Origin of the sequence: Streptomyces tropicalis (genome assembly GCF_029269835.1) — a bacterium.
Lineage (GTDB): Bacteria > Actinomycetota > Actinomycetes > Streptomycetales > Streptomycetaceae > Streptomyces > Streptomyces tropicalis.
The window spans coordinates 878,132-904,298 of record NZ_JARJBB010000001.1 but is presented as its reverse complement, the minus strand read 5'-3'; the positions used below and the strand labels follow the sequence as shown (position 1 = coordinate 904,298).

At 74.7% G+C, this 26,167-nt stretch carries 17 protein-coding genes, 1 other RNA gene and 1 pseudogene; 13 read left to right on the top strand and 6 right to left on the bottom strand.

All coding sequences use genetic code 11. The annotated features are described in order from the left end of the window. Positions 1-63 precede the first annotated feature (63 nt). From P3H78_RS03950 to P3H78_RS03935, 4 genes and pseudogenes are all read right to left on the bottom strand, one after another. Entirely contained in the window at positions 64-975 is a 912-nt protein-coding gene (locus tag P3H78_RS03950; RefSeq protein ID WP_276107301.1) for a carbohydrate ABC transporter permease, read from the bottom strand. Further along, positions 972-2,324 (bottom strand): carbohydrate ABC transporter permease, encoded by a 1,353-nt coding sequence (locus P3H78_RS03945; RefSeq protein ID WP_276107300.1) that lies wholly within the window; start codon positions 2,322-2,324, stop codon positions 972-974. Before P3H78_RS03945 ends, P3H78_RS03950 begins: the two co-directional genes overlap by 4 nt. A 42-nt stretch (positions 2,325-2,366) precedes the next feature. Continuing rightward, positions 2,367-3,752, bottom strand: coding sequence for an ABC transporter substrate-binding protein (locus tag P3H78_RS03940; protein WP_276107299.1), 1,386 nt, complete (start codon positions 3,750-3,752; stop codon positions 2,367-2,369). 235 nt (positions 3,753-3,987) lie between these two features. Continuing rightward, positions 3,988-7,988, bottom strand: a pseudogene (locus tag P3H78_RS03935) (FtsK/SpoIIIE domain-containing protein). A gap of 515 nt (positions 7,989-8,503) precedes the next feature. Here P3H78_RS03935 and P3H78_RS03930 point away from each other — a divergent pair. The 4 genes from P3H78_RS03930 (at position 8,504) to P3H78_RS03915 (ending at position 14,092) form a co-directional block, all read left to right on the top strand. Then, on the top strand, positions 8,504-10,159 hold the full coding sequence (locus P3H78_RS03930) for a serine/threonine-protein kinase (protein WP_276107298.1): 1,656 nt from the start codon (positions 8,504-8,506) through the stop codon (positions 10,157-10,159). Positions 10,160-10,313: 154 nt separating this feature from the next. Then, positions 10,314-11,561 (top strand): serine/threonine-protein kinase, encoded by a 1,248-nt coding sequence (locus tag P3H78_RS03925; protein ID WP_276107297.1) that lies wholly within the window; start codon positions 10,314-10,316, stop codon positions 11,559-11,561. Between the two features lie 463 nt (positions 11,562-12,024). Beyond that, on the top strand, positions 12,025-13,140 hold the full coding sequence (prfB, locus tag P3H78_RS03920) for a peptide chain release factor 2 (RefSeq protein WP_276107296.1): 1,116 nt from the start codon (positions 12,025-12,027) through the stop codon (positions 13,138-13,140). Positions 13,141-13,462: 322 nt separating this feature from the next. Beyond that, the gene (locus P3H78_RS03915) at positions 13,463-14,092 is read left to right on the top strand and encodes a hypothetical protein (protein ID WP_276107295.1); all 630 of its coding nucleotides are present in this window, start codon (positions 13,463-13,465) and stop codon (positions 14,090-14,092) included. A 115-nt stretch (positions 14,093-14,207) separates the two neighbouring features. On the opposite strand, the gene P3H78_RS03910 is transcribed toward P3H78_RS03915, so the two are convergent. Continuing rightward, a complete protein-coding gene (locus P3H78_RS03910; RefSeq protein ID WP_276107294.1) occupies positions 14,208-14,399 on the bottom strand; it encodes a hypothetical protein in 192 nt (63 codons plus the stop codon). A gap of 311 nt (positions 14,400-14,710) precedes the next feature. Between P3H78_RS03910 and ftsE the strand changes: the two genes are divergently transcribed. From ftsE to ssrA, 5 genes are all read left to right on the top strand, one after another. Beyond that, the gene (gene ftsE / locus P3H78_RS03905) at positions 14,711-15,400 is read left to right on the top strand and encodes a cell division ATP-binding protein FtsE (protein ID WP_276107293.1); all 690 of its coding nucleotides are present in this window, start codon (positions 14,711-14,713) and stop codon (positions 15,398-15,400) included. 29 nt (positions 15,401-15,429) lie between these two features. Then, entirely contained in the window at positions 15,430-16,347 is a 918-nt protein-coding gene (ftsX, locus tag P3H78_RS03900) for a permease-like cell division protein FtsX (protein ID WP_276107292.1), read from the top strand. A gap of 68 nt (positions 16,348-16,415) precedes the next feature. Next, on the top strand, positions 16,416-17,585 hold the full coding sequence (locus tag P3H78_RS03895) for a S41 family peptidase (protein ID WP_276107291.1): 1,170 nt from the start codon (positions 16,416-16,418) through the stop codon (positions 17,583-17,585). 66 nt (positions 17,586-17,651) lie between these two features. After that, complete coding sequence (smpB, locus tag P3H78_RS03890; protein ID WP_276107290.1) at positions 17,652-18,131, top strand: SsrA-binding protein SmpB; 480 nt, start codon at positions 17,652-17,654, stop codon at positions 18,129-18,131. A 130-nt stretch (positions 18,132-18,261) separates the two neighbouring features. Beyond that, positions 18,262-18,630, top strand: a transfer-messenger RNA (tmRNA) gene (gene ssrA, locus P3H78_RS03885). A 185-nt stretch (positions 18,631-18,815) separates the two neighbouring features. On the opposite strand, the gene P3H78_RS03880 is transcribed toward ssrA, so the two are convergent. After that, a complete protein-coding gene (locus tag P3H78_RS03880; protein ID WP_276107289.1) occupies positions 18,816-20,117 on the bottom strand; it encodes an MFS transporter in 1,302 nt (433 codons plus the stop codon). 114 nt (positions 20,118-20,231) lie between these two features. Here P3H78_RS03880 and P3H78_RS03875 point away from each other — a divergent pair, with 114 nt between their 5' ends. The 4 genes from P3H78_RS03875 to P3H78_RS03860 all read left to right on the top strand — a co-directional run bounded on the left by P3H78_RS03875 (position 20,232) and on the right by P3H78_RS03860 (position 26,044). After that, positions 20,232-21,239 carry a LysR family transcriptional regulator gene (locus tag P3H78_RS03875; RefSeq protein WP_276107288.1) on the top strand — a complete coding sequence of 336 codons (1,008 nt, stop codon included), beginning with the start codon at positions 20,232-20,234 and terminating at the stop codon, positions 21,237-21,239. A gap of 112 nt (positions 21,240-21,351) precedes the next feature. Continuing rightward, positions 21,352-22,446, top strand: coding sequence for a translation initiation factor IF-2 (locus tag P3H78_RS03870; protein WP_276107287.1), 1,095 nt, complete (start codon positions 21,352-21,354; stop codon positions 22,444-22,446). A gap of 140 nt (positions 22,447-22,586) precedes the next feature. Further along, positions 22,587-24,719: a bifunctional polysaccharide deacetylase/glycosyltransferase family 2 protein gene (locus P3H78_RS03865; RefSeq protein ID WP_276107343.1), complete on the top strand. Its 2,133-nt coding sequence runs from the start codon at positions 22,587-22,589 to the stop codon at positions 24,717-24,719. Then, positions 24,716-26,044: an acyltransferase family protein gene (locus tag P3H78_RS03860; RefSeq protein ID WP_276107286.1), complete on the top strand. Its 1,329-nt coding sequence runs from the start codon at positions 24,716-24,718 to the stop codon at positions 26,042-26,044. The genes P3H78_RS03865 and P3H78_RS03860 overlap by 4 nt, the downstream gene beginning before the upstream one ends. The last annotated feature ends 123 nt before the right edge of the window (positions 26,045-26,167 follow it).

The following is a 26,167-nucleotide window of genomic DNA, read 5'->3' as shown; positions in this document are numbered from 1 at the left end:
GAGACAGCAGGCGGAGCACCGCCCGTCCTGCGGCGGACGGCCCGGGTCCGCGCCGTCAGGCGGTCACTTGACCGCGCCGGCCATCACCCCGGTCACGAACTGCCGCTGGAAGGCGAAGAACACGGCCAGCGGGATCACCATCGAGATGAACGCGCCGGGTGCCAGCACGTCGATGTTGTTGCCGAACTGGCGGACCTGCGTCTGCAGGGCGACCGTGATCGGCTGCGTGCCGGATTTGGTGAACACCAGCGCCACCAGCATGTCGTTCCACACCCACAGGAACTGGAAGATGCCCAGGCTCGCGATCGCCGGGCCGCCGAGCGGCAGCACCACCCGGGCGAACAGCCGGAGTTCGCCCGCGCCGTCGAGGCGGGCCGCCTCCAGCAGCTCCCGCGGGATCTCCGCGAAGAAGTTGCGCAGCAGGAACACCGCGAACGGCAGGCCGAAGCCGGTGTGGAACAGCACCACCCCGAGGATCGACCCGAACAGGCCGATCCTCCCGAAGAGTTCGGCGATCGGGATGAGGGCCACCTGCACCGGTACGACCAGCAGCCCGACCACGCCCAGGAACCACCAGTCGCGGCCGGGGAACTCCATCCACGCGAACGCGTAGCCCGCGAGGGAGCCGACCACGACGACCAGCAGCGTCGCCGGGACCGTGATCAGGACGGTGTTCACCAGGGAACCGGTGATGTCGCCGTTCTCCAGGAGCTTCTGGTAGCTGTCGAAGGTGAGCTGCGAGGGCCTGGTGAGCGCGGTCCACCAGCCGCTGCCGCTCATGGCGTCCGGAGCGCGCAGCGACGACAGCAGCAGGCCGATCGTCGGCACCAGCCAGAACAGGCCCACGACGACGAGGAACACCCGGACAAGCCCGCCGCCGAGGCCCTCCGTGAGCCGTGCTCCCAGCGGCCGCCGCGCCGGCCGGGGCCGGGGGGCCGCAGCCGTCCCGGTGAGGTCCTCGGCCCGTGCCGTCATCGCCGTACCTCCCGCCGCAGCCTGCGCATGTTGAACAGCATCACCGGGATCACCAGCAGCAGCAGGAACACCGCGATGGCGCTGGCGACGCCGGGGCGGCCTTCCGAGAAGCCCTGGCGGTACAGCTCCAGCGCCAGTACGTCGGCGTCGTCCTGGGAGGAGCCCGGCGCGATGATGAAGACCAGGTCGAAGACCTTCAGCACGTTGATCATCAGCGTGACCACGACCACTGCGAGGACCGGCGCCAGCAGCGGGACGGTCACCCGGCGGAAGACCTGCCACTCGCTCGCGCCGTCGACGCGGGCCGCCTCCAGCAGTTCCCGGGGCACCCCCGCGAGGCCGGCCGCGATCAGCACCATCGCGAACCCGGCCCACATCCACACGTACGCGCCGATGATGGCCGGGGTCACCAGCGACGGGCCCAGCCAGTCCACCCCGTTGTACGGCGCGCGGAAGTTCTCCGCGGGCAGCCGCAGCACGGCCCCGTCGGCCTTCGCGGGCAGGCTGAAGGTACCGTCGGCGGCCGCGGTCGCCGACGCGACCACCCGGCCGTCACGGACCGCCTCGATCCGCATGCCGGGGTAGCCGAGCTCGGAGGGGTCGACGGTGCCGAGCCGGCCGACGCCCTGGCCGCGGGTGAAGTCCTGCCAGGTGGTGCCGGTGATCCGGCCCGGCTCCGCCGTGGCCCGCCGGGCCCTCGCGGCACCGTGGGGCATCTGGTCGGGGGCGACGCCGACCAGCGGCAGGGCCACCGCCGTGCCCGTGTGCACCGGGTGCGTGGTGACGAAGCCGCCCCCGTCCGGCTTCAGCGGCGACTGCCGGCCCGGGTGGGCGTGCGGGAACGCCGACGAGCGGGCGAAGGTGTCGTGGACGCCGACCCACACCGCGTTGGCGACCCCGCGGTCCGGGTCCTGGTCGTACACCAGCCGGAAGATGATGCCGGCCGCCAGCATCGAGATCGCCATCGGCATGAAGACGACCAGCTTGAACGCCGTGCCCCAGCGCACCCGTTCGGTCAGCACCGCGAAGACCAGGCCGAGCGCGGTGGACACCGCGGGCGCGAACACCACCCAGATGACGTTGTTCTTCAGGGCCGTGCGGATGCCGTCGTCGGTGAACAGCGTCCGGTAGTTGTCGAGGCCGGCGAAGGAGTGGCCGGAGGAGTCGAAGAGGCTGCGGACGACGGAGTACCCGATCGGGTAGACCACGAGTGCGCCGAGCAGGACCAGGGCGGGCAGCAGGAACAGCGCCGCCACGGTCCTGCGGGTGCCGGTCACGCTCCTGCGCTGCCGGGGGGCGGGGGGCGCCGCCGGGCGGGCGGCGGCACCCCCGGCGGCGGCCGGGCTCATCGTCCGGCCGGCCCGGTGCCGGGGAGTGGGGTCATCGCCGGATCAGCTCCCGTTCCCGTAGGCGGCCGCCGCGTCCTTCTCCAGCTTCGCCTGGGTGCCCGCCACGTCCTTGGGGTTCTTCAGGAAGTCCTGGAGGTCCTTCCACTCGCCCTTGCCGGGCGTGCCGCCGAAGGCCTGCGGGGCCTGGTCGGACATGTCGAAGCGGAAGGAGTCGCCGGACGCGATCAGCGACTTGGCGATCTTCTGCTGCACCGCGTTCGGGTACGCCGAGTCGGGCACGTTCCGGTTCGGGGAGAGGTAGCCGCCGAGCTTCGCCTGGATGGTCGCCGCCTCCGGCGAGGCGAGGAAGGTGGCCAGTGCCTGGGCCCCCTTGGAGTCCTTGAGGATCACCGCCGCGTCACCGCCGGAGACCACCGGCGCGGTGCTGCCCACGGCCGGGAACGGGAACACCTTCGCGTCCGCGCCCACCTTCGCCTTGGTCTCGCCGATGTTGACCTGGGCGAAGTCGCCCTCGAAGACCATGCCGGCCTTCGGCTGGTCGCCTCCGGTGAAGACCTGCGTGACGGAGGCCGGGAACTCGGTCTGCAGCGCGCCGTCCGGGCCGCCCGCCAGGTACTCCTTCCGGGACCAGATCTGCGCCAGCGTCGTCAGCGCGTCCTTCACGGACGGGTCGGTCCACTTGATGCGGTGCTGGGCGAGCTGGTCGTACTTCTCCGGGCCGGCCTGGGACAGGTAGACGTTCTCGAACCAGTCGGTGAGGGTCCAGCCGTCGGCGCCGCCGACGGAGAACGGGGTGACGCCGGAGTCGTAGACCTTCTGCGCGGTGGACAGCAGGCCCTTCCAGTCGGTGGGCTCCTGGGCGCCCGCGTTCTCGAAGACCTTCGCGTTGTACCAGATCAGCGACTTGTTGGCGGCCTTGTAGTAGACGCCGTACGGGGTGCCGCCGACCGAGCCGATGTCCTGCCAGCCCTTGGAGTAGTTCTTGGTGAGCTGCGCCCGCGCCTCGGGGCCCAGCGGCTTGGCCCACTTCTTGGCGACGGCCTGCTTGATGGCACCGGGCTGCGGCAGCATCGCGACGTCCGGCGGCTGTCCGCCCGCGATCTTCGAACCGAGGAAGTTGATGATCGGGTCCTGCGCCGGGACGAAGGTGACCTTCGCGCCGGTGCGCTTCTCGAACTCCGCCAGGACCTTCTTGAAGTTGGCCTGCTCGGCGCCGGTCCAGACGGCGGCGACCTCCAGGGACGTGCCGTTCAGCCGCGGCAGGGTGACGCTGCTGCCCCCGGATTCCCTGCCGCTCGTGCCGTCGCCGCTCTTCTTGCCGCCGCTTCCGCCGCACCCGCCGAGCGAGAGCGCCAGCGCCCCCGCGGCGACGGCCGCCGCGGTCCGTACGGCCCTGCGTGTCCGGATCGTGCTGCTCGTGCTGTGCATCAACTGCCCCGTTCTTCGACCTCGTCGAACGTCCGAGCGCTGTCCCGTGCGAACCGGTCTACGCCCGGGCCCCGGGGTCGGCAAGACCGCCCACCGTGTCAAGTGGGCGATCGTGACCACGTCGTGACGGTACGTACGATCCCGGTTGCGCGCGGACGGGGCGGGGCGCCGCGCCGCTCGGGGCCGGGGCGCGTCTCGGCAAGGGGGCTCCGGTGGGCCCGTGCGGCCGTTTTGGTCAGAGGAGCGAGGAGACCTCGGCCGCCGACACCTCCCGGGCCGCCCGCTCCAACGCGCTGGCCAGCAGGGCCAGGTCGGTCGGGCCGTTGCCGAGCTCGCGGACGGTGCGCCGCGCGGGCGGGTCGCCCATGCGCTGCCACTCCAGGGCGACGACCGTGGGGCGCTGCGTCGCCGTGCGCGGGATGCGGCCCGTGACCCGGCCGCCCTGGAACGGCGTCACCCGCCCGTCCGGGCACGCCAGCCGTCCACGCCCGGGCGCCGGCTCCTCCGGCCCGGCGGCGGGCGCGTCCAGGGTGACCCGCAGCGTCGCCCGGCGGGCCGGCTCCGACTCCGCCGTACGGCCGCCCGGCGCCGCCGAGGCGACCAGGTGGACGCCGAGCGGCTCGCCGTCCCGGGCCACGGCCTCCAGCGCACGCACCACGGACCCGGCCGCGGGCCGCCCGGGGGAGCCGAGGGCGGGGGAGACCAGGGCGTCCAGGTCGTCCACGACCACGACCAGCCGGGGCAGCGGAGGCGCCGCCTCGGTGGCGGCCCGGGCCGCGGCGGGCCGCAGCCGCAGCGTCGCACTGGGCGGGCTGTCCAGGTCGCCGGCCCCGGCGGGGCCGTGCGGCCCGCGGCCCGGCGCCGCGCGCTGGGCGACCGCCCGGCCGCCGCCCTCGCGCCCGCCGTGCCACCCGGCGAACCCGGTGCGCCCGAGCAGCTCGGCCCGCCGCTTCAGCTCGGCGCTCAGCGACTGCGCGAACTCCCGCATGCGGACCGGGTCGTTGGCGGTGAGATGGGTGGTGACGTGCGGGACGTCGGTGCAGGCGCGCAGGCCGTCGGCGGCGCCCGCGCCGGTGCCGTCCCGTCCGTCGACCAGGACGACGCCGAGCCGGTCGGGACGCTCGGCGGCGGCGAGCGAGGCGACCAGGGAGCGCAGCAGCTCCGTGCGGCCGCTGCCCGCCGGGCCCTCGACCAGCAGATGCGGGCCGTCGGCCACGAGGTCGGCACAGACCGGGCCGCGCGGTCCGGCACCCAGCACGGCGCACGCCCGCCCGCCGTGGGCGGCCGCCGCGTCGGCCGCGTCCGCCCACCGGGCCAGCAGCGACGCCGGCGTGGCGCGGGCCAGACCCAGCTCGTCCAGCAGCCGCGCCGACAGCGGAAGCGGCGCCGACACCCTCGCGGGCCGGTCCCCGGCGACCGCGTCCGTCCGCAGGGGCGCCAGGGCCCGCGCGAATCTTTCGGCCCACGCCGGGGACACGGCGTCGACGACGGCGACGGTGCCGGGGGCTATGGGGAAGGGGTGCGGGCGGCCGGTCCGGCGGGGTGCGCCCCACCCGCGACGGCGTCCGGGGAGTGCGGGTCGTGCGGGGCGCCGGACGGGGCGTCGCGCCGGTCGTACGGGGCGGCGGTCCGAAGGCGCCGGTCGTACGCGGCGGCGTGCGGGTCGTGCGGGTCGTAAGGGCCGTACGGGTCGTGCGGAGTGTCGGCCGGCAGGTGCGGAGCGTGCGCCGTGGAGGAAGCGGCGTGCGGGTCGTGCACGGCGGCGGGCCGGGTGCGCGGGTCGTGGCCGGTGGCGGCGGACGGAGAGGGAGAACCGGCGGTGGGCGCGTCGGCGACCCGCATCACGCGCAGCGCCGTCGCCACGTCCCCGCTGAGCAGGCCGACCGCCCCGCACGCGCGGAACACCGGGGACACCGCGCTGGCGGCGTCGTACGTGTCGGTCACGGGCGAGGCGGGCGAGGCCGGCGCCGTCTCGGCCAGGCACACGAGGTGGATGCCCGCCCGCGGCCCCTCCTGGGCCAGCCGGACCAGCGCCGCCCGCTCGGCGGCGCCGCCCGGGTCGCCGTCCACGACGACCACCGCGTACGGACCCGCGAAGCCCCGCGCGTCGCCCGCGTCGTCGTCCCGGGCCCACGAGGGCCGCCGGGCGGCGGGGCCGGGGGCGGCCGTCGCGGTGGCGCGCGGTCCGGCCGGGCCGGGTGCGGGGCCGGCCGGGTGGTCCTCCAGGCGGCGCAGCAGTTCGCCGGTGCGGGCCGCGGCCTGCTCCCGGTCGAAGGCGAGCAGCAGACGGCAGTCCTGGCCGTGGGCGGGGCGCAGATGGGGCAGCCAGCCGAGCCAGGACCACTCCGCGGTGCGCTCCTGCGCCGTACGGGCCGGGTCCGTGCTCAGCAGGACGATCTCCAGCGCGTCGGGGGAGTGCAGCGCGGCCAGCTGGGCCAGCACGGAGCGGGCCAGCCCGTACAGGCGGGCGCGTGGCCCCGCCAGGCCCAGTGCGCCCGCCTCGCGCAGGTCGGCGGTCACCGGGACCGCGGGCAGCAGCCCGGAGCCGTCGGGGACCGACCGGTCGGCGGTGCCGAGCCGCACGGTCAGCGTCTCCGGGTGTCCCGGGGCGCGCTCCCACAGGCGGGGGCCGGGCCCCAGGACGCTCAGCAGCAGCGCGGCCGGGTCCGGCCAGGTCTCGGGCATCTGCGGGCCGCCGGTGACCGGTGAGGCGTCCGGCGCCGCCGGCCCGGCCGCGACGGTGTCGTGCGGCGCGGGGTGGTCCGCGGCCTGCTCCGGGCGTCCGCCGGCCAGCCGCCGCGCCCAGGCGCCGATCCCCCCGCGGCGGCGCAGGCCCGGCGGCACCTCGGTGCCCCGCAGGGGCGTGCCCTTGCGACCGCCGCCTCCGTACGCGCCGCCTTCCCCGTACCCGCCGTCCCCGGCCGGTGCGTCGTCCCCGGCGGAGGGCGGGACGGCCTCGGGCGACCGGGCGGATCCCGGCGGGCGGGCCGCTCCGGCGTCCGGGCCGGAGCGGGAGTGGTCCGCGGGGCCGGGCCACCGGGGCTCCCCGGTACCTCGGCCGGGGGCGTCGCCCGGTGCGCCCGGGACGTCGGCGCCGAAGCGGCCGCCGGTGCCGAAGGGGCCCGCGCGGGTGTCGCCCGCGTCCGCCGGCAGGGCGTCGCCGGGGTGCGGGGCGCCGTGGCTCTCGATCCGGGGGGCGCGGCTCTGCGGCGGGACCACGGACGCGGTGCCGGGATCGCGCTGCCCCCGCGCGTCACGGGCTCCGCCCGCGGCCGTGCCGTCCGCCCGCGACCCGTCGTGCCGTGCGCCGCCGGGCGGCTCCGCCCCGGGCGGGACCGGGGCGGAGCCGTGCCGTCCGCCCGGCCCGTGCGCGGCCGCCGCCCGGCCGCCGGGAACGCCGGGCCCGCCGGGGACACCGGGCCGCCCGCCGGGAGCACCGGCGGCACCGGCCGCGGTTGCCGGGCCCGTGCCGGGGCCGCCCGGGGAGGGGACCCGGACGTGGCCCTCCCCGTCGGGCGCCGTCCGGGCGCGGGCGCCGGGCCCCGCGGCCGGCGTCAGACGCAGGGCCGACTCGCCTATCCGGAGCAGCGCGCCCGGTGCGAAGCGGACCGGGCGTCCGCCGACCGGGCGTCCGTCCAGCACGGTGCCGTTGGTGGAGTCGAGGTCGGCCACCGCGACGCGGCCGTCCGCGCCCACCGTGACCGCGCAGTGCACGCGCGAGACGTCCGGGTCGTCCAGGGGCACGTCGGCGTCGGCCGAGCGGCCCACGGTGATCTGCCCGCCGTGCAGCAGATGGACCCCGCCCGCGTCCGGTCCCGCGACCACGTGCAGCTGGGTCGGAGCGTCGTCGAGCTCGGGGTGCGGCTCGGGGTCGGCGGGGGCGCCCAGCGACAGCACCGCGCCGTCCAGCAGCGGCGGCTCGCCGAGCGTGCAGCGCTGGACGTCGAGCCGCTCCGTGCCCGCGTAGAGCACCACAGGACCCGCGCCCGCCTCGCGGCCGCGCTCGGACCCGGCCCGCTCCCGGCCCCGCTCGGCCGCCGCGCCGTCCCCGGCGACGGCGGCCGCGAGCGCCGGGGCCACCGCGGCGAGCGCCGTGCCCGCGGGTGCCGTGACCAGCACGTCACGGCTGGTGGGAGCGGTGCGCGGGGTCGCCGGGCCGCTCGGCTCGCGCGGGGCGGGCGGCGCTGCGGAGGAGGGCGGGCCCAGCGGGTCTACGACGGTCAGCCGGATCTGCATCGCCGTCTGCGGTCCCTTCTGCGCGGGCGCCCGCAGAGCGGGGACGAAGCGCTCCCGCGGTCGCCCACCGCGGACTTCCCCCACCGCCGCACGAGCACGTCGGCCAGTACTGGCAGCATCCTCGCACCTGCCGCCGACAGCGTGCCCGCCGCCCACCGCCGAGTGATCTTGATTGGTCGGCTCTGCCCGCAAAAGTGCCTGACCATGGCTCGGCAGGTGTCCGTTTGATGCCTACTTGAGATCGGTCACGTCCGTGTGGGGCAACCATGCGACCCGAGTCGAGCGTCTTTCCGTCGAACATGCACGACGTCCCGTGCGTACTGGCCCAGTGGGGCCCGGCGGCGGCGCACCCCGGGCACCGGGTGCACCAGCACGACCGCCCGGCACCGCGTACGGCGGCACTACAGTGGGTCGGAACACCCTCCCCCCGCTCTCGGCACCGCCCGAGCGGAGGGGGTACCGCCCCGCCGGACGGGGCCGGGGACCAGGCAAGCGATCAGCAGGGAGCGCATGACGTGCGGCCGGTAGGCAGCAAGTACCTGCTCGAGGAGCCGCTCGGCCGCGGCGCCACGGGCACCGTCTGGCGAGCCCGCCAGCACCAGACCGCGGGTGCCGAGGCCGCTGTGGCCGGCCAGCCCGGCGAGACCGTCGCGATCAAGGTCCTCAAGGAGGAGCTGGCCAGCGACGCGGACGTCGTGATGCGGTTCCTGCGGGAGCGCTCCGTGCTGCTCCGCCTCACCCACCCGAACATCGTCCGGGTCCGCGACCTGGTGGTCGAGGGCGATCTGCTGGCGCTGGTCATGGACCTCGTCGACGGCCCCGACCTGCACCGCTACCTGCGCCAGAGCGGCCCGTTCTCCCCGGTGGCCGCCGCGCTGCTCACCGCCCAGATCGCCGACGCGCTGGCCGCCAGCCACGCCGACGGCGTGGTCCACCGCGACCTGAAGCCGGCCAACGTGCTGCTCCGCCAGGACGACGGGCGGATGCACCCGATGCTGACCGACTTCGGCATCGCCCGCCTGGCGGACTCGCCCGGCCTCACCCGCACCCACGAGTTCGTCGGCACCCCCGCGTACGTGGCGCCGGAGTCCGCCGAGGGCCGCCCGCAGACGTCCGCCGTCGACGTCTACGGCGCCGGCATCCTGCTGTACGAGCTGGTCACCGGCCGTCCGCCGTTCTCCGGCGGCTCGTCCCTCGAGGTCCTGCACCAGCACCTGAGCGCCGAGCCCCGCCGCCCCTCCACGGTCCCCGACCCGCTGTGGACGGTCATCGAGCGCTGCCTGCGCAAGAACCCCGCCGAGCGGCCCAGCGCCCAGAACCTGGCGCACGGCCTGCGCGTCGTCGCCGAGGGCGTCGGCGTGCACGCGAGCGTCGCGCAGATCGCCGCCGCCGAAGGCGTCGCCGCGCTGCTGGCCCCGGACCCCGAGCCCGCGACCGTGCCGGACGCGCCCGGCGCCGCCGATCCGACGCAGGTGCTGCCCCAGGGAGCCGCAGGCTTCGACCCCAACGGGGCGACCAGCGTCCTGCCGCACACCGGGGCCCCCGGCGTCCCCGGCGGACCGCAGGGCGCGGCCGACCCCACGACCGCGCTGCCGCACCACGGCGGGGCCGACCCGACACGCATGATGCCCCCGATGCCGCCGGGCGGCCCCGGCGCCGGACCGCAGGGGCAGAACCCGGACCAGCCGCACCCCTGGCAGACCCAGCTGCGCGCGGCCCGCGACCGCAACGAGCAGACGCAGGTGCAGTACCTCGACCCGAACGAGGACCCGCTGCGCCGCCGCCCCCAGCGCCAGGTCGCCCGGCCGCAGCAGCCCGGCGCCGGGTACGGCCACCCGCAACAGCAGCAGCCGCGGCAGCAGCAGGCGCCCGCCCGGAGCCGGCCGCAGCGGTACGCCCCGGCGCCGGAGCCCCAGCGGCCCGCCCGTGAACCCCGGCCGCCGCGTCAGCGCAGCGCCAACCCCATGAAGATCCCCGGCCTCGGCTGCCTCAAGGGATGTCTCTTCACCCTCGTCATCCTGTTCGTCGCGGGCTGGCTGGTGTGGGAGCTGAGCCCGCTCCAGCACTGGATCGGCACCGGCCGGAGCTACTGGGGCCAGCTGAGCCACTGGCTCGGCACCGTGTCCCACTGGGTCAAGGACATCGGCAGCGCCTCCGGGAGCGGCAACTGACCGGTTCCGCACCGTCCGGCACGGTCCGGCGGCCGCAGGACCGGCATGAGTCTGGGGATTTGTCGACACCCAGCGGGTGATTTCCGTCTCCGCGGTGAAGGTTGCTTCTCCGGACGCGTAGTTTGAACGCCAACACGCGTCTGTAGGAGCAGCCTTGGCACGGAAGATCGGCAGCCGGTACACCGCCCACCAGATCCTGGGACGGGGCAGCGCCGGCACGGTGTGGCTGGGCGAGGGGCCGGACGGCCCCGTGGCCGTCAAGCTGCTGCGCGAGGACCTGGCGTCCGACCAGGAGCTCGTGGGCCGCTTCGTGCAGGAGCGGACGGCACTGCTGGGCCTGGAGCACCCGCACGTGGTGTCGGTGCGGGACCTGGTGGTCGACGGCAACGACCTCGCCCTGGTGATGGACCTCGTCCGCGGCACGGACCTGCGCACCCGCCTGGAGCGGGAGCGGCGGCTGGCGCCCGAGGCGGCGGTGGCCGTCGTCGCGGACGTCGCCGACGGGCTCGCCGCTGCGCACGCGGCCGGCGTCGTCCACCGGGACGTCAAGCCGGAGAACGTGCTGCTCGACATGCAGGGCCCGCTGGGTCCCGCCGGGTCCCACCCCGCGCTGCTCACGGACTTCGGGGTGGCCAAGCTCATCGACTCGCCGAAGCGGACCCGCGCCACGAAGATCATCGGCACCCCGGACTACCTGGCGCCGGAGATCGTCGAGGGCCTGCCGCCACGGGCGGCCGTCGACATCTACGCCCTGGCCACCGTGCTCTACGAGCTGCTGGCGGGCTTCACCCCCTTCGGCGGCGGGCACCCGGGCGCGGTGCTGCGCCGGCACGTCACCGAGACCGTGGCACCGCTGCCGGGCATCCCCGACGAGCTGTGGCAGCTCGTCGTGCAGTGCCTCGCCAAGGCGCCGGCGTCGCGGCTGCGCGCCTCCGAGCTGGCCGCCCGGCTGCGGGAGCTGCTGCCGCTCCTCGCCGGGATGCCGGCGCTGGACGTGGACGAGCCGGAGGCGGAGCCGGGGCAGGAGCCGCCCGAGGAGCCGTCCGCGCGGGCCGAGGCCCCGGCCGCCGACAGGGCCCGGAGGCGCGGCGCGGTGCCACTGGTGCCCGGCGCCAAGCCGGACTCCAACCGGGACACCCACACCTCGATGCGGGTCCCGGCGCCGGACGAGCTGGCCGGCGGCGCGCGCGGCACGGCCCGCGTCCCGCGTCCCGCGGGCGCCCCGCGCCCCGGCTCGGCCCGCCACCGCGCGATCGCCCGCCGGCGCCGGATCACGCTCGGCGTGGCCGGTGCGGTGCTCGCGGCCGCGGTCGGGGCGGGCGCCTGGCTGGCGACCTCCGGGGACGGTGGCGACGGCGCGCCCCACGACCCCCGGCAGCACTCGGCCCCGGCGGCCCCCTGACCCGTCCCCGGTCCCGCCGTGCCGCACGCCGGTCCCGCCGTGCCGCACGCCCGGACGGGCCCGGACGCCCCGGGGGCCGTGACCGCCCCGCCTCCACCGGCACCCGCCCGCACCCGTGACCGGCGCGCCTCCACCGTGGCCAGGTCCGGCCTGCCCGTGCCCGGAGCGACCCGGGCCGGGGCGGCTCCAGGCACCCGCCCGCACCCGGGAACCCGGCCCTGACCCGGCCGCCCGGGTCCGCCCGCACCCGGGATCCGGCGCCGTCCCGCTCCCGCCCTGGCCCCGGCGCCGGACCGCCCGTGCCGCCGTCGGCGGGCGGTACCGGACCGGCCGTGCCCGCGCCGGGTGGGCGGCCCCGCCCCACCCGGGCGGTACCCGGCGGGCCCGGTGTGCGGGGTGGGCGCCCGCCGGCGGCTGCCGACGTCCGGCGTTCCCCGCCTGGCGGAGCCGTTACGCTGGAGGCGTGGCAGTCGTCGATGTATCCGAAGAGCTGAAGTCCCTCTCCTCGACCATGGAGTCGATCGAGGCCGTCCTGGACCTCGACAGGATGAGGGCAGACATCGCCCTGCTCGAGGAGCAGGCGGCCGCGCCGTCCCTGTGGGACAACCCGGACGAGGCGCAGAAGATCACCAGCAAGCTCTCCCACCTCCAGGCGGAGGTCCGGAAGGCCGAGGCCCTGCGCGGCCGGATCGACGACCTGGGCGTGCTCTTCGAGCTCGCCGAGGCCGAGGACGACCCGGACACCCGCGCCGAGGCCGAGACCGAGCTGGCCGCCGTCCGCAAGGCGCTGGACGAGATGGAGGTGCGCACGCTGCTCTCCGGGGAGTACGACTCCCGTGAGGCGCTCGTCACCATCCGCGCCGAGGCCGGCGGCGTCGACGCCTCCGACTTCGCCGAGAAGCTCCAGCGCATGTACCTGCGCTGGGCCGAGCGCCACGGCTACAAGACGGAGCTCTACGAGACCTCGTACGCGGAGGAGGCCGGCATCAAGTCGACCACCTTCGCCGTCCAGGCCCCCTACGCCTACGGCACCCTCTCCGTCGAGCAGGGCACGCACCGCCTGGTGCGCATCTCGCCCTTCGACAACCAGGGGCGCCGCCAGACCTCCTTCGCCGGTGTCGAGATCCTCCCGGTGGTCGAGCAGACCGACCACATCGAGATCGACGAGACCGAGCTGCGCGTGGACGTCTACCGCTCCTCGGGCCCCGGCGGCCAGGGCGTCAACACCACGGACTCCGCGGTGCGCCTGACCCACCTCCCCACCGGCATCGTCGTCTCCTGCCAGAACGAGCGCTCGCAGATCCAGAACAAGGCGACCGCCATGAACGTCCTCCAGGCCAAGCTCCTGGAGCGGCGCCGCCAGGAGGAGCAGGCCAAGATGGACGCCCTCAAGGGCGACGGCGGCAACTCCTGGGGCAACCAGATGCGTTCGTACGTCCTGCACCCGTACCAGATGGTCAAGGACCTGCGTACCGAGTGCGAGGTCGGCAACCCCGAGTCCGTCTTCAACGGCGAGATCGACGGTTTCCTGGAGGCCGGGATTCGCTGGCGCAAGCAGCGGGAGCAGCAGGCCGGGTAACCGGCCGCCCGCAGGGCCCGAATACGACGCTTTGTCGACAAGGCAACTGCCGCCCACCGGGCGGCGGTTGCCTTTTCCGTTCCTGAATGTCTGGGTTCCACATCACACTCACAGGCTTCAACAGCCCATAAAGGGGCGTCATTTGGACAATGCGTACGCAATGACCTTGACGGTCCTTTGAAAAATGGGAAGGGTGAAGCGTGGCATGCGCATTTCCGGGGCGCATGTGAACCGGGGGACGTGCGTCAAGTCTGCTGCCTCCGTCGATCACCGCCCCGAGCGGCGCACATCGACCTTTTCAGCTACTGGGGGTAGCAACCAGATGACAAAGAAGACGCGGATCCGTGTCGCGCGCATAGCGGCCGGTGCCGTGATCGCGGCCGGAGCCTCGCTCACCGCTGCGGGCGCCGCCTCGGCCCTCGACATCGGCGTGAACGTCGGCGTCGACGCGGGCGGCGTCGGTGTCGGCGCGGGCGTGCAGGTCGACGGCGACGGTACGCCGAGCGCGACCGCCTCGACGACCGGGCTGCCGACCGACCCGCCGCCGTCCCCTCCGGTGACCTCGGCCCCGGTCACCACGCCTCCGACCAGCTCGGTCCCGACCCAGCCCACCGGCGGCCCCACCGAGCCCACCGGCGGTCCGACGGACAACCCGACCGAGCCCACCGGCGGCCCGTCCGAGACCGCGGGCGGCGGCTCGACCGGCGGTGGCCCCGGCCCCGACGGCGGATCCGACACCTCGGCCCAGGACGAGGGCTCCTCGGCCCTCACCGACACCGGCTCGGACACCCCGGCCAACCCCTCGGCCCAGGGCGGCGGCAAGCAGCTCGCCGAGACGGGTGCCGGCCAGACCGCCTTCCTGCTGGTCGGCGCCGCCACCATGATCGCCGGCGGCATCGGCTTCCGTCTCCTGCCGCGCCTGGTGGGCGGCCGCGGCGGCGCTGTCGCCTGACGGTAGCCGCACGCGCACACGGAGTGACCGTGCGGCGCAGCGCAAAGGGCCCGGAGCACTGTGCTCCGGGCCCCTTCGCGTGGTCCCGACGTCCGCGTCGGGCGGCCGGCCCGCGCTAGACGGTCTGGTGCGCCAGCAGCGCCACTGCCGCGACCAGCACCGCGAGCAGGACGACGAGCGCCATGGGATTCAGTCCCGCGAAGAAGTTCTCCTGCTGCAGCCGCTGACGGTGGGCGCGGCACACGGGGCACCGGCCCTCGCTCACGGGCGCCGCGCAGTTCGCGCACACCAACCGGTCGTACGTCATGCGCGCCCTCCTTGCACTGTCTCCGCCTACGACAACGCTCACGGACACGCGAACGTTCCCCCCACCACTGTGCCAGGTTCCGTGGATTTCAGCGCGGGTTCCCCGGCGGCGCCGGGCACCGGGCCCGTGCGGCACGGTGCATCCGCGTCGTACCGTGCCGCGCATCCGCGTCGTGCCGTGCGGCGCATCCCCGCCACAAACCCCCGTACAAAAACACACAAGCCGCGCGCAACCCCGACCGGCGACTGCGCTCGCCCACCCGGTTCGCGTATGGTCACGCTCATCTACCCCCGGCGACCCGTGGTGCATCCGTGATCCGATTCGACAGTGTCTCCAAGGTCTACCCCAAGCAGACCCGTCCCGCCCTGAGGGATGTCTCCCTCGAGGTGGAGAAGGGCGAGTTCGTGTTCCTCGTGGGGTCCTCCGGCTCCGGAAAGTCCACCTTCCTGCGGCTCGTCCTCCGCGAGGAGCGGTGCAGCCACGGCCAGGTGCACGTCCTGGGCAAGGACCTCGCACGCCTCTCCAACTGGAAGGTGCCGCAGATGCGCCGCCAGCTGGGGACGGTCTTCCAGGACTTCCGCCTCCTGCCGAACAAGACGGTCGCGGAGAACGTCGCCTTCGCCCAGGAGGTCATCGGCAAGTCCCGCGGCGAGATCCGCAAGTCGGTGCCGCAGGTGCTCGACCTCGTCGGGCTCGGCGGCAAGGAGGGCCGGATGCCGGGCGAGCTGTCCGGCGGTGAGCAGCAGCGCGTCGCCATCGCGCGGGCCTTCGTGAACCGGCCCAAGCTGCTGATCGCCGACGAGCCCACCGGCAACCTCGACCCGCAGACCTCCGTCGGCATCATGAAGCTGCTCGACCGCATCAACCGGACGGGCACCACCGTGATCATGGCCACCCACGACCAGAACATCGTGGACCAGATGCGCAAGCGCGTCATCGAGCTGGAGAAGGGCCGTCTCGTCCGCGACCAGGCGCGCGGCGTCTACGGCTACCAGCACTGACGAGGAACGGAAAGGCTTAACCAGACGCCATGCGCGCCCAGTTCGTCCTGTCGGAGATCGGTGTCGGTCTCCGCCGCAACCTGACGATGACCTTCGCCGTCATCGTCTCCGTCGCCCTGTCCCTGGCCCTGTTCGGCGGTTCGCTGCTGATGAGCGACCAGGTCAGCACCATGAAGGGCTACTGGTACGACAAGGTCAACGTCTCGATCTTCCTCTGCAACAAGAGCGATGCGGAGAACGACGCCAACTGCGCCAAGGGCGCGGTGACCGCGGACCAGAAGAAGCAGATCCTCGCCGACCTCGACAAGATGCCCGTGGTGCAGAAGGTCACCTACGAGTCGCAGGACGAGGCGTACAAGCACTACAAGCAGCAGTTCGGCGATTCCCCGCTGGCCAGCTCGCTGACGCCGGACCAGATGCAGGAGTCGTACCGGATCAAGCTGAAGAACCCGGAGCAGTACAAGGTCATCGCCAGCGCCTTCAACGGGCGCGACGGCGTGCAGTCCGTGCAGGACCAGAAGGGCATCCTGGACAACCTCTTCGGTCTGCTGAACCTGATGAACAACGCGGCGCTCGGCGTGATGGCGCTGATGCTGGTGGTCGCGCTGCTGCTGATCGTCAACACCGTGCGCGTCTCGGCGTTCAGCCGCCGGCGTGAGACCGGGATCATGCGGCTGGTCGGCGCCTCCGGCTTCTACATCCAGGCCCCCTTCATCATGGAGGCGGCCGTCGCCGGCCTCATCGGGGGTGGTCTGGCCTGCGTCTTCCTGGTCGTGGGCCGCTACTTCACGATCGACCACGGCATGGCGCTGTCCGCCAAGCTGACGCTGATCAACTTCGTGGGCTGGGACGCCGTGCTGACCAAGCTCCCGCTGATCCTCGCCGCGAGTGTGCTGATGCCCGCGCTGGCCGCGTTCTTCGCGTTGCGCAAGTACCTGAAGGTGTGACGCATGCCAAGGGGGTCGTACGGTCAAGCGGCCGTGCGGCCCTCTTGCGTTGTCCTAGACTCACCGCCATGTCAGGTCGTGACCTGTTCTGCCCGCCCCGCCGCATTCGCCGCGGGGCCGGTCTGACCTTGCTCTTCGCGGGCGTCCTCGTCGCCGGCGCCGCCACCGGCTCACTGCCCGGCCCGGACCGCAAGTCGGCCGCGGACCGTGCCGGTTCGGCCGTCGCCGCCGGCCACCACGAGCAGGTGGCGAAGGCGGCCGCCGAGGCCATGGCCGACGGCAAGTCCCCGATGGCGGCGGCCGAACGCGCGGCCAGCCGCAGCGGCGACCGCTGGGCCGCCGTCTACTCCCAGGGCGATTACCAGGAGTTCGAGCAGGCCCTGGACGGCCGGTACACCGGCGTGGGCCTGTGGGCACGCCGTGAGCGGGACGGCCGCATCGAGGTCACCCGGGTGCAGAGCGGCTCGCCCGCCGCGGCCGCCGGCGTCCGCGCCGGCGACCGGCTGCGCAGCGTCGACGGCGAGCGGACCGACGGGCTGCCCGTCACGGACGTCGTCTCCCTGCTCCGCGGCGACGCCGACGACGCGCCCGCCGGGACCCCGGTCGTGCTCGGCCTCCAGCGCGGCGCCCGCACCTGGGACGAGACGGTCCGCCGGGCGCTGCTGTCCACGGACTCCGTGACCGTCCACCGGCTCTCCGACGGCACCACCGTCATCCGGATCTCCGCCTTCACCAAGGGGGTCGGCGACACCGTCCGCGCCGCCGTGCGCGACGCCCCCGCCTCCCGAGGCATCGTTCTGGACCTGCGGGGCAACTCCGGCGGCCTGGTCGTCGAGGCCGTCGGCACCGCCTCCGCGTTCCTCGACGGCGGCCTGGTCGCCACCTACGACGTCGACGGCGCGCAGCGCGCCCTGCACGCCGAGCCGGGCGGCGACACGGCCCGCCCCCTGGTCGCCCTCGTCGACGGCGGCACCATGAGCGCGGCCGAGCTGCTGACCGGAGCCCTCCAGGACCGCGGCCGCGCGGTCGTCGTGGGCTCCCGCACCTTCGGCAAGGGCTCGGTGCAGATGCCGAGCCGGCTGCCCGACGGCTCGGTCGCCGAGCTCACCGTCGGCCACTACCGCACCCCCTCGGGCCGCGGCGTCGACGGCCGGGGCATCACTCCCGACCTGGACGCGGGCCGGGACGCCCTGCAGCGCGCCCGCACGGTGCTCGGCGGTCTGGGTGATCCGTCGTGACCGTGGGCCCCGATCCGCATATCGGCTTTCCCCCCACCCCCTCCGTAGTGCGAAAATGGCGGCACTATGGCTAAGGAAAAAGGGCGCAAGCTGATCGCGCAGAACAAGAAGGCGCGGCACGACTACCTCATCATCGACACCTACGAGGCCGGTCTGGTCCTCACCGGCACCGAGGTGAAGTCGCTGCGCCAGGGACGGGCGTCGCTGGTCGACGGCTTCGTGCAGCTCGACGGGCACGAGGCCTGGCTGCACAACGTGCACGTGCCGGAGTACAGCCAGGGCACCTGGACCAACCACACCGCCCGGCGCAAGCGGAAGCTGCTCCTGCACCGGGCCGAGATCGAGAAGCTGGAGTCCAAGTCGCAGGAGACCGGTCACACGATCGTGCCCCTCGCGATGTACTTCAAGGACGGCCGCGCCAAGGTGGAGATCGCCCTGGCGAAGGGCAAGAAGGAGTACGACAAGCGGCAGACGCTGCGGGAGAAGCAGGACCGCCGCGAGACGGACCGCGCCGTGTCGGCGGCCCGCCGGCGCCAGAAGGCGTAGAGGCACGCCCGGGGCACCGGGAATACGCTGGCATCCGCCCGCGTTGGTCCCGTACGATGGCACTGCACCCCACAGCGGGTGCGCGCCCCTCCGAGGAGGGCCCTCCTCGGAGGGATTGAAAAAACAACATGGGGATGATCGGTTTCGACAGCGGCTGTCGAAGCAGGGGAAGCGTGTCGAGGAAGCGGCCATGATCTCGTAAACCACAGGCCGAAAACAATAATCGCCAACACCAAGCGCGATTCCTTCGCCCTCGCTGCCTAAGTAGCGACTTGCGAAGTGTCAGCCCGGGGCTGTTCCCGACCCGGATCCTGGCATCAGCTAGGGAACTAAACCTTGATCCCGGTCACGGGGTGAAGAGGGAAATCAAACAGTGACTGAGCCCGTCGGCGACTTGTTCGCGTGATCGCCGGGGCTGAGAAAATCACAGCGGACTGCACACGGAGAAGCCCTGGTTCCGCACCGTTGGACGCGGGTTCGATTCCCGCCATCTCCACGATCGGGAGGCTCCCGAGCCTCCTTCACCCATGTGGGCGAGGGGCCCCGTCGCGCGAGCGACGGGGCCCCTCGCCATGTCCGGACCGGGCGGGTGCCCGGATGCGGGGCCCCCGGCCGGTCCGCCGCCTCTCTGACAGAGGTCACCGGCCTCGGCTCGACCGGGCGTCCCGTGGGCGGTCCGCCACGTCACCGACGGGCTCCCGGCCGGGCTGCCCCGCCGCGCCGCCCGGCCAGCGCGATCAGCAGCGCCGCCGTCGCGGCCGCCACCGGCACCCCGTAGCCGGCCGTCGGCGACAGGTGCTCCACCACCCAGCCGCCGGTCGCGCTGCCGCACGCGATCCCGCCGAGCAGGCCGGTCACCGCGAGGGTCATGCCCTCGTTCAGCCGGCCCTCCGGGGTGTACTCCTGCACCAGCGCCATGGTCGTGACCATGGTCGGGGCGGTCGCCGTCCCCGCCACGAGCAGCGCCCCGGCCAGCACCACCAGCGAACCGGTGAGCGCGGCGGCCAGCAGCGGCAGGCCCATGAGCACCGCCATCGCCCCCGCGCACCACGGCAGCCTGCGCACCGCCGGGCCCGCGGGGCGCACCGCCCCGTACACCAGCCCCGCCACGCAGGAGCCCGCCGCCTGCAGCCCGAGCGCCACCCCGGCCACCGACCGATGGCCCCGGTCGTCCGCGAACGCCACCGTGACGACCTCCATCGCGCCGAACACCACGCCCGTCGCCAGGCATCCGGTGAGCAGCCGCGGCATCCCCGGCGCCCGCAGCGGCGCCCCCGCCGGGGTGCCCCGGCGGGGCGGCGGCTCGGTCGAGCGCTGCGCGGCGAACACCAGCACGCCCGCCAGCAGCAGCACCGCGGCGGCCAGCGTGCCCGCCTCCGGGAAGAACGTCCCGCACAGGAAGGCCGCGAACGCCGGGCCCAGCATGAAGCACAGCTCGTCGGCCGCCTGCTCGAAGGAGTTCGCGGTGTGCAGCGCGTCCGCGTCGCCCGCCAGCAGGTGGGCCCAGCGGGCGCGGGACATCCCGCCGGTGTTGGGCGTGGTCGCCGTCGCGGCGTACGAGGCGAACAGCGTCCAGTCGGGGGCGCCGAGACGCACGCACAGCAGCAGCGCCAGGCTGCCGAGCACCGCGCACAGCGTGGCCGGCACCGCCACCCGGGCCTGGCCGTGGCGGTCCACCAGCCGGGCGATCCAGGGCGCGGTCAGCGCGGTCGCCGCCAGCCCGGTGGCCGTGACCGCCCCGGCCAGCGCGTACGAGCCGCGCGACCCGGCGATCATCACCACCGCGCTGATGCTGAACATGCCCATGGGCAGACGGGCCGTCAGGTTGCCCGCGGTGAAGGCGCGGGTCCCGCGGCGGGCGAACAGGCGCCGGTAGGGGCCGGGCGGGCGGTGCCGGAACCGCGGGGCGAAGTCCGCGGCGACGAGCTGCTCGCCGACCACGCAGAGCAGGGGCGCCGACGGGCTCGTGGAGGTCCTGGGAGGCATGGCGTCCACGGTCCCGCCCGGGTGCGCCGCCGGTCCAACACCTGATGAGCGGGGATTGACGCATACTCGATGTGAGTCCGGCGCGGTGGCCGCCCGGCGCTGTAGGTTCCCCGCATGCCCGCCCACCTGGACCCGCGCCTGCTGCGCGCCTTCGTCGCCGTCGCCGAGGAACTGCACTTCACCCGCGCGGCGGCCCGGCTCTACGTCGCCCAGCAGGCCCTCAGCCGGGACGTCCGGCGCCTGGAACGGGAGCTCGGCGCCGAGCTGTTCGCGCGCACCACCCGGCAGGTGGTGCTGACCCCGGACGGCGAGCGGCTGCTGCCGTACGCGCGCCGCGCCCTCGACGCCCAGGACGAGCTGCTGGCCGCCTTCGGCCAGGCGCGCCCGCTGCTCGTCGACCTGAACTCGCCCGGTCTGGACACCGGACGCCGGGTGCTGCACCGGGCCCGCGAACTCGCCCCCGAGCACGAGATCATGGCCCGCTACGAGAGCGGCCTGGGCCATGCGGCGGGGGAGATGCTCGCGGGCCGGCTGGACGCCTCGTTCGGCCGGTACGCGGGCCTGGACCCGGTACTGCGGGCCCGGCTGGACCACCAGCTCGTGCGCTACGAGCCGATGGCGCTGCTGCTCCCCGAGGAGCACCCGCTCGCCGCGCTCTCCGCCGTCCCGCTGGACGCGCTGGCCGGCACGACCGTGTACGCGGGGGCCGGGAACCCGCGCACGCCGGAGTGGACCGACCTCGCGCACCGCCTCTTCGACGGGCGCGGCATCGCCGTCTCGCCGCCGGCCCCGCTGGCCGTGGGCGACGAGGAGTTCCAGCGGCTCATGGCGAAGACCGGCCATCCGGTGCTCGCGGTGGTGGACTTCGCGGCGCTGCCCGGGACCGTGGTGCGCCCGCTGGTCGACCCGGTGCCGCTGTCGCCGGTGTCGCTGGTGTGGCGGCGGGGACTGGGCCACCCGGCGTTCGACGCGCTGCGGCGAGCCGCGGCGGATCTGTCGGCTGCGGAGGGCTGGTGGCGACGACCCGAAACCGGATGGATTCCGGACATCGATGAATCGGTCAATTCCGTTCACCATGGAAACTTCGCAAACCGGCCGACCTCCCGGGCGCTACGTTCGTGAAAACCGAGCACGGTGTGACAAGGGGGGCGCTCGGACCGGTGGGGGCCGAGTCCGGCGACGCGGGCTCGGGAGTCGTATGCGCGCCCGAACACTCCCGTGGGGGGAAACGTACGTGCGCGTGAAGAACGACAAGAACGTGAACAACAGCGAGTCCGCGGAGGGCAGTAGGGAAGGCACCCCGGCCGCATGGCCCGCCGCCGCTCCGGCGACCGGAGAGGTCCCCGCCGCCGAGAACGACGTCCGCGCGGTCGACGGGACGGCCGTCACCCGGGCGCTCCGCGTCACGGACCCGTGGCAGGAACCGGTGACCGCCCGCGAGCGCCTCACCGAGGACACCCCGGACCCGAACGAGCTGACCGTGCGGCTCGACCGGGCCGCGGAACCCGGCGACCCGTCGGCCGCCCGGGATCCCGGCGGCCGCGGAGGCGGAGGCTCCGACGGACCCGTCTTCGTCGACGAGTCGGGCCGCCGCAGCCGCCGCTTCCGCCGCTTCGGCATGGGCGTCGGCCTGACCTGCGCGGTCTACGCCGTCGTCATCGTGGTCACCCTCGTCTCGGGCAACTCCAACGCTCCCTGGCTGCCGGTCCCCGGTCAGGCCGACGACGCGCCGGCCGGCAAGGTCGACACCTCGCCCGTGCCCTCCGACCCGGCGCGGCCGCCCGGCACCGGCTCCGGCGCGGTCGCCCCCGGCACCGTCGTGACGGCCCCCGGCGGCACCCGGGCCACGCCCGACGCCGCCGCCACCAGGGCCGCACCCGGCGGCTCCACCGCCCCGCACCGGCCCGGCGCCTCCGCCGCGCCCCGGCCCTCGGCCTCCGCCAGCCCGAAGAAGCCCGGTTCCGGCGCCACCGCGCCCGCCGTGCCGCCGTCCACGCCGTCGGCCGCCCCGTCGCCCGACCCGAGCCCCAGCCCGGGCGGCGGCCAGCCCTCGCCGGGGCCGTCCCCGTCCCCGGCCTCCGGGGGCACCGGGTCCGGCGGGTCCGGACCGGGCAGCCCGGGCACGGTCGCCGACGGCCCGCCCACGCCCACGCCCGTGGCCTCGGAACCGGGCACCCCGGCCCCGGACCCCGCAGGCTCCCCGGCCCCGGCCACGTCGCCGCCGCCCGCCGCCGGCCCCTCCGACACGCCCGCGCCCGCACCGACGGACACCGCGCGGCCCACGGAGCCCGCCGCCACGTCCCTCACCGTCACCGTGCAGGTCGCCTGATGGCACCGAGCACCCGCCGCCGGTCCGGGGCCGCTGCCGGAGCCCAAGGCTCCCGCACCCTCGGTTCCCGGCGCGCCCCCGCCGCCGAGGGGCGCGCCGGGAACCGCCGCCCGCGCGACACCGGCCGGCGCCGTCTGCCCATGCGCCTGCTGCTGCCTCTGCTGCTGCTCGCCGCCCTGATGGCGATGCTGATGCTGCGCGGCTACGTGCACAGCGAGATCCTCGCCGACCACCGCATCCGCACCGAGGCGCCCTCCGACCAGGTCCCCGAGAAGATCCTCGACGGCGGACCGGTCATCGACACCCGCGACGGCCGCGCCACCAGCCTGCGCGTCCCCGACCACCGCCTGGTCCTCACCTTCGACGACGGGCCCGACCCCACCTGGACGCCCAAGGTCCTGGACGTGCTGAAGAAGCACCACGCGCACGCGGTCTTCTTCGTCACCGGCACCATGACCTCCCGCTACCCCGACCTGGTCCGCCGGATGGTCGCCGAGGGCCACGAGGTGGGCCTGCACACCTTCAACCACCCCGATCTGTCGTACCAGTCCAGGCAGCGCACCGACTGGGAGCTGTCCCAGAACCAGCTCGCCATCACCGGTGCGGCCGGGATCCGCACCTCGCTGTTCCGGCCGCCGTACTCCTCCTTCGCCGACGCCATGGACGACCGGTCCTGGCCAGTGACCCGGTACATCGGCTCGCGCGGCTACATCACCGTGGTCAACGACACCGACAGCGAGGACTGGCGCAAGCCCGGCGTCGACCGGATCATCCGCAACGCCACCCCGAAGGGCGGCAGGGGCGCCGTCGTCCTGATGCACGACTCCGGCGGCGACCGCCACCAGACCGTGCAGGCGCTGAACCGCTTCATCCCCGAACTCCAGGCCCGCGGCTACCGGTTCGAGAACCTCACCGAGGCCCTGCACGCGCCGAGCGCGCACACCCCGGTCACCGGCCCCGACCTGTGGAAGGGCAGGGCGTGGATCTTCCTGGTCCAGGCCGCCGACACGGTCACCGACGCCCTGGCGGTCTGCCTCGCGGTGGTCGGCGGCCTGGTCATCGCCCGGTTCGCGCTGATGTTCCTGCTCTCCGGCGCGCACGCCCGCCGGGTGCGCCGCCCCGGCTTCCGCTGGGGAGAGCCGGTCACCGAGCCCGCGTCGGTGCTGGTGCCCGCCTACAACGAGGCCAAGTGCATCGAGAACACGGTCCGTTCGCTGAGCGCGAGCGAGCATCCGATCGAGGTCCTCGTCGTCGACGACGGATCCGCCGACGGCACCGCGGAGATCGTGGAGGCCATGGGCCTGCCCGACGTCCGGGTGGTCCGCCAGGCCAACGCGGGCAAGCCCGCCGCGCTCAACAACGGCATCGCCCACGCCTCCCACGACCTGATCGTGATGATGGACGGCGACACCGTCTTCGAGCCGTCCACCGTGCGCGAGCTGGTCCAGCCCTTCGGCGACACCCGCGTCGGCGCGGTCGCGGGCAACGCCAAGGTCGGCAACCGCGACTCCCTCATCGGCGCCTGGCAGCACATCGAGTACGTGATGGGCTTCAACCTCGACCGCCGCATGTACGACATCCTGCGCTGCATGCCGACGATCCCCGGCGCGGTCGGCGCCTTCCGCCGCTCGGCGCTCCGGGAGGTCGGCGGCATGAGCCACGACACGCTCGCCGAGGACACCGACATCACCATGGCCCTGCACCGGGCCGGCTGGCGGGTCGTCTACGCCGAGAAGGCCCGCGCCTGGACGGAGGCGCCGGAGTCCGTGCAGCAGCTGTGGTCCCAGCGCTACCGCTGGTCGTACGGCACCATGCAGGCGATCTGGAAGCACCGCCGCGCCCTGGTCGACCGGGGGCACTCGGGCCGCTTCGGCCGCGTCGGCCTGCCGCTGGTGTCGCTGTTCATGGTGGTGGCACCACTGCTGGCGCCGCTGATCGACGTCTTCCTGCTGTACGGGGTGGTCTTCGGCCCGACGCAGAGGACGATCGTGGCCTGGCTGGGCGTCCTGGCCGTGCAGGTGGTCTGCGCCGCGTACGCCTTCCGCCTCGACCGGGAGCGCATGACGCATCTGATCTCCCTGCCGCTGCAACAGGTCCTCTACCGGCAGCTCATGTACGTGGTCCTGCTCCAGTCCTGGATCACGGCCCTCACCGGCGGCCGCCTGCGCTGGCAGAAGCTGCGCCGCACCGGCGCCGTCGAGGCGCCCGGAGGCGGCGTCCCGGCCCCGCGCGGGACGACCGCGCACGAGGCGGAACGGAGGCCCGTGGCATGACGCACGACCACCGGGGACACGCCGACGGCGGCGCGCGCCCCGACACGGCGGCCGCGGCACCGCCGCCCGGCATACCGCGTCAGCGGGACGACTCCGCCGGGCCGCGCCCGCCGGCCGGCGCCGCTCCCGCGGAACCGGGCACGGCCGCCGCTCCGGCCGCGGCCGGCACGGACCGCCCGGCCGCGCCGGCGGGCCGAGACCGCTACCTGGACCTGCTGCGCTTCCTGGCCCTGGTCCGGGTGGTGGTCTACCACCTGTTCGGCTGGGCCTGGCTGTCCGTCCTCTTCCCGTCCATGGGCGTGATGTTCGCGCTGGCCGGGTCCCTCATGGCCCGCTCGCTGAACCGCCCGGCGCTCAGCGTGATCCGGGGCCGCCTGCGCCGGCTGCTGCCCCCGCTGTGGGCGTTCGGCGCGGTGCTGCTGCCCCTGATGTTCGCGGCCGGCTGGAACCCGCTGCGGGACCCCGACCTCGGCGGCCCCTCCGGCCTGGCCCAGCTCCTCGACTACCTCGTCCCGGTCGGCGCGCCGCCCTACCCCGAGCACCTCGGCTCCGACTCCGGTCTGCTGGACCCGACCTGGGCCGACGACGCGGCCGGACCCCTGTGGTACCTGCGCGCCTACCTGTGGTTCGTGGTCGCCTCGCCGCTGCTGCTGTGGGCCTTCCGCCGGGTGCCCTGGGCGACGCTGCTCGCACCGCTCGCCCTGACCGCGGTGGTCGGCACCGGCGTGGTCACCATCGGCGGGGAGACGGGCAACGCGGTCACGGACTTCGCGGTCTACGCCGGCTGCTGGGTCCTGGGCTTCGCCCACCACGAGGGCGTGCTCGCCCGGGTCCCGCGCTATCTGGCCGTCTCCTGCTCCGCGCTGTTCATGGCCTTCGCCCTGTGGTGGGCCTCCGGCCACCAGGGACCCGACCACTGGGACCTCAACGACATCCCGCTCGCGCAGGCCACCTGGTCGTTCGGGTTCGTCGTGATCCTGCTCCAGTACGCACCGTCCTGGAAGGAGCTCCCCGGCCGGCTGCGCCGCCTCGACAAGCCGGTCACGCTGGCCAACAACCGCGCCGTCACGATCTACCTCTGGCACAACCTGCTCATCACGGCCGCGGTCCCGATCCTCGACCAGGCCTACAACCTGCCCTTCATGCAGAGCGACGCCGCGTCGTCCCTGCTGGACTCCACCTACACCCTGTGGACCTTCCTGCTGGTGTGGCCCCTGATCGGCCTGGCCATCGTCGCCTTCGGCTGGATCGAGGACATCGCGGCCCGGCGCCGGCCCCGGCTGTGGCCCGCCGGACCCGGCCGCAAGCGCCGCCGGAGGGCATGAGGACACGGGGGGCGCGAGGGCGCGGAACCGACGGCCCCGGCGGGAGCCGCCCACCGGGGCCCGGCCGTGCCCCCGGGGCCGCCGGGGCCGTATACCGTCGTCGCAGGGCCGCCGCGCGACACC